General features: G+C 67.8%; 3 protein-coding genes and 1 pseudogene. All 4 read left to right on the forward strand.

Annotation, left to right across the window (positions count from 1 at the left end; all coding sequences use genetic code 11):
* Window positions 1-425 (forward strand): annotated as a pseudogene (locus EN925_RS27620) (xanthine dehydrogenase family protein subunit M); the annotation flags it as partial.
* Window positions 415-2,673 carry a xanthine dehydrogenase family protein molybdopterin-binding subunit gene (locus tag EN925_RS27625; RefSeq protein ID WP_127369007.1) on the forward strand — a complete coding sequence of 753 codons (2,259 nt, stop codon included), beginning with the start codon at window positions 415-417 and terminating at the stop codon, window positions 2,671-2,673. The pseudogene EN925_RS27620 and the gene EN925_RS27625, both read left to right, overlap by 11 nt.
* Before the next feature lie 231 nt (window positions 2,674-2,904).
* Complete coding sequence (locus tag EN925_RS27630; RefSeq protein ID WP_013530702.1) at window positions 2,905-3,384, forward strand: (2Fe-2S)-binding protein; 480 nt, start codon at window positions 2,905-2,907, stop codon at window positions 3,382-3,384.
* Window positions 3,381-3,681: FAD binding domain-containing protein (locus EN925_RS27635; protein ID WP_206632970.1), on the forward strand; the 301-nt coding region annotated here is incomplete at its 3' end. The genes EN925_RS27630 and EN925_RS27635, both read left to right, overlap by 4 nt.

The following is a 3,681-nucleotide window of genomic DNA, read 5'->3' on the forward strand; positions in this document are numbered from 1 at the left end:
TCGTGGCGGTGCGCCTGCCGGCGGAGGCTGCCTCCTTCTCCGCCAATGCCCGCTACCTCAAAGTCCGTGAACGCACCTCCTATGCCTTCGCCGTCGTATCGGCCGCGGCAGCGCTTGTCGTCGACGGCGGCAAGATCCGCGCCGCAAGGCTGGCGCTGGGCGGCGTCGCGGCCAAGCCGTGGCGGGCACGCTCGGCGGAAGCCGTCCTGCTTGGCGCGGACGCCAGCGAGGCGACCTTCGCCAGCGCCGCGGACGCTGCCTTGGCCGATGCCAGCCCTTCCGGCGACAATGCCTTCAAGATCGAGCTTGCCCGCCGCATCGTGACCAGGGCGCTGATCTCTGCGCTTTCGGGAACGCCCGAGCGTCTGCCGGCCCTTCCTGCCTCCCCGTTCTCGAACATTCCTGGAGCGCGCCATGACGCTTGAACTCAGCCTCAACCAGCAACCCGCCCATGCCCGGCAAGGCTCCAGCATCGGCCAGCCGCTGACCCGCCGCGACGGCTTTCTGAAAGTCACCGGAGCCGCGCGCTATGCCGCCGACAACCATCCGCCCGGCATGCTCTACGCCGTGCTCGCTGTCTCTAGCATCGCGCGCGGCCGCGTCGCTGCGCTGGATGTCGAGGCGGCCAAGGCACACAAGGGCGTGGTCGAGGTGATGACGCCCAAGAACCGGCCAGCGCTCGCCGCCGATCCGGACGCCAAGGACCATCCCTTCATGTTCCGGCTCGACCTCTTGCAGAACGACCAGGTCCGCTACCCCAATCAGAGCATCGCCGTGGTGATCGCCGAGACGCTGGAGGCGGCGACCGAGGGGGCGGCGCTGCTGTCGCCGCGCTATGAAGTGATGCCGGCGCGCGTTGGCCTCGACGGCGCCGAAAGTATCGTGCCGCGTGCTGTCGGCGTCGGCGGTCCGGCCGTGCAGTACAAGGGCGATGTCGAGGCCGGCCTCAAATCGGCAAAGACGCGGATCGAAGCCACCTACGAGACGCCGGCCCAGTACCACAACGCCATGGAGCCGCATGCGATCGTCGTCGCCTGGGAAGGCGACACACTGTCGATCGACACACCGAGCCAGGGCCTTGCCATGGCGCAGGGCCGCATCGCCGGCCTGTTCGGCATCGCGCCGGAGAACATCCACATCCGCAGCCCGTTCCTGGGTGGCGGCTTCGGCTCGAAAGGCATGATCTCCGGGCCGCAGGTGCTCGGCATCCTGGCGGCGCGTCTCGTCGGCCGTCCGGTCAAGCTGGTGCTGCGACGTGAGCAGATGTACGGGCCGGTCGGCCACCGTGCGCCGACGCGCCAGACGCTGCGCATGGGCATGGATGGCGAAGGGCGGCTGACGGCGCTCGACCATCACGCCAAGACCGCGTCGAGCACGTTCGACGATTTCTTCGAACCGGCGGCGGATGCCTCGCACACACTCTATGCCAGCCCGGCCATCGCCACCTCGCACGATGCGGTGCGGCTCGATACCGGTACGCCGCTGTTCATGCGGGCGCCCGGCGAAGCCACCGGCTCGATCGCGCTGGAGAGCGCTATCGATGAGGCAGCCTACGCCTGCGGCATGGACCCGCTGGAATTCCGGCTGCGGAACTATGCCGAGGTCGAGCCGATGACCGGCAAGCCGTTTTCCTCCAAGGCGCTGCGCGAATGCTACAGGCAAGCGGCCGAGACGTTCGGCTGGGCGAGCCGCCCCATTCAGCCTCGGCTGATGCGCGACGCCGACGGTTTCCTGACCGGCTGGGGCATGGGCACGGCGACCTTCCCGGCGATCATGTTCCAGGCCGAAGCGCGGGCGGTGCTGAGAGCCGATGGCAGCGGCGTGATGGAGACCGGCGCTCAGGACATGGGGCAAGGCGCCTGGACCGCCTTCGCCCAGATCGCCGCCGACGGACTGGGACTGGATATCGACCAGGTCGATTTCAGGGCCGGCAGCTCCGATCTGCCCAATGCAGGCATTGCCGGCGGCTCCGGCCACACGGCGACGGCCGGCATGGCGATCCACAATGCGGGCGCCGCCGTCATCGCCAGGCTCGCCGATCTCGCCACCGGCGACGAGGGCTCGCCGCTCTACGGCGCCGGCAATGAAGGCGTGCTGGCGCGCGGCGGTCGCCTCTATCGGCGCGACGATGAAAGCCGCGGTGAAAGCTACGCCGAGATCCTCACGCGCGCGGGCCTCACCGAGATCGAGGGCCACGGCAAGGGGGCTCCCGACCCGGCGTCTCAGGAGGCCTATGCCAAGCACGCGCATGGCGCCGTGTTTGCCGAGGTGAAGGTCGATCCGGATTTTGGCCAGATCCGTGTCACAAGGCTGGTCGGCGCGTTCGCCGCCGGACGGGTCATCAATCCCAGGCTGGTGCGCAGCCAGTATTATGGCGGCATGATCTGGGGCGTCTCGTTCGCGCTGCATGAGGAAGCCATCACCGACCGGCGCTCTGGCCGGATCCAGAATGCCAACCTCGCCGAATATCATGTCCCGGTGAATGCCGACGTTCCATCGATCGAGGCGTTGCTGGTCCACGAGGACGACCCTCACGTCAACGCGCTCGGCATCAAGGGCGTCGGCGAAATCGGCATCACCGGCACGGCCGGCGCCGTCGCCAATGCGGTCTGGCATGCGACCGGCGTGCGGCCGCGGCGCTTTCCGGTCCGCATCGAGGACCTGCTGGGGTGAGGAGTGGTCCACCTAGCGGATGGGAAGCCAATTGCTTGGCTTCCCGAACGACGAACGGTGAAAGCCCGGTCCGCTTCGGGCGCACCAAAAAGTCCAGTGGACCTTTCTAAGGGGCTGAACGCCCGAAGGCGGGGAGCGGCAGCGAAGGGCCGCACAGCCGGCGCCAGGTCCCCGCCGGCTGCCAAAGATGAAATCAACGACTTCGCGTCAAGCAACTGGAGCCCGACGCCCATGACCAAAACAACGATCCCAGTTCATCTCGACATCAACGGCCGTGATCACGATCTGCAACTCGAGCCGCGCGTCACGCTGCTCGATGCCTTGCGCGATCGCCTCGGCCTGACCGGAACCAAGAAGGGCTGCGACCACGGCCAGTGCGGCGCCTGCACCGTGCATATCGACGGCGAGCGCGTGCTGGCCTGCCTGACGCTGGCCGCACAAGTCGAGGGCCGCACCGTCACCACCATAGAGGGGCTTGCACGGGAGGGCGAAATGCATCCCGTGCAGGCTGCCTTCCTCGAACAGGACGCCTTCCAGTGCGGCTATTGTACGCCGGGCCAGATCATGTCGGCGGTCGCCTGCATCCGCGAAGGCCATGCCGGCTCCGACGAAGAAATCCGCGAGTATATGGCCGGCAACCTCTGCCGCTGCGGCGCCTATCCGCACATCGTCGCCGCTGTCCGCCAGGCAGCATTGGAGGCCGCATCATGAGGGATTTTTCGTATGTGCGCGCCAATTCGCTCGATGCGGCACGCCAGGCGGCCGCCCTGCCCGGCGCCATGCTCTTGGCCGGCGGCACCACGCTGATCGACCTCGCCAAATGCGGCGTCGCCGAGCCCGAGACGCTGGTCGACATCGCTCATCTCAAGGGGTTGGACAGGATCGAGGTGAACGAGCGCGGCGTCACCATCGGCGCACTGGCCAGGATGAGCCATGTCGCCGACCATGCCGACATCAAAAGCCGCTTTCCTGCGGTATCGGAAGCCCTGTGGCAGGCGGCTTCCGCGC

The sequence above is a fragment of the Mesorhizobium sp. M7A.F.Ca.US.006.04.2.1 genome (assembly GCF_004022915.1).
GTDB lineage: Bacteria > Pseudomonadota > Alphaproteobacteria > Rhizobiales > Rhizobiaceae > Mesorhizobium > Mesorhizobium ciceri.

Coding starts and splice junctions, on each gene's coding strand:
- EN925_RS27625 (WP_127369007.1), top strand. CDS start 415: ATGACGCTTGAACTCAGCCTCAACCAGCAACCCGCCCATGCCCGGCAA.
- EN925_RS27630 (WP_013530702.1), top strand. CDS start 2,905: ATGACCAAAACAACGATCCCAGTTCATCTCGACATCAACGGCCGTGAT.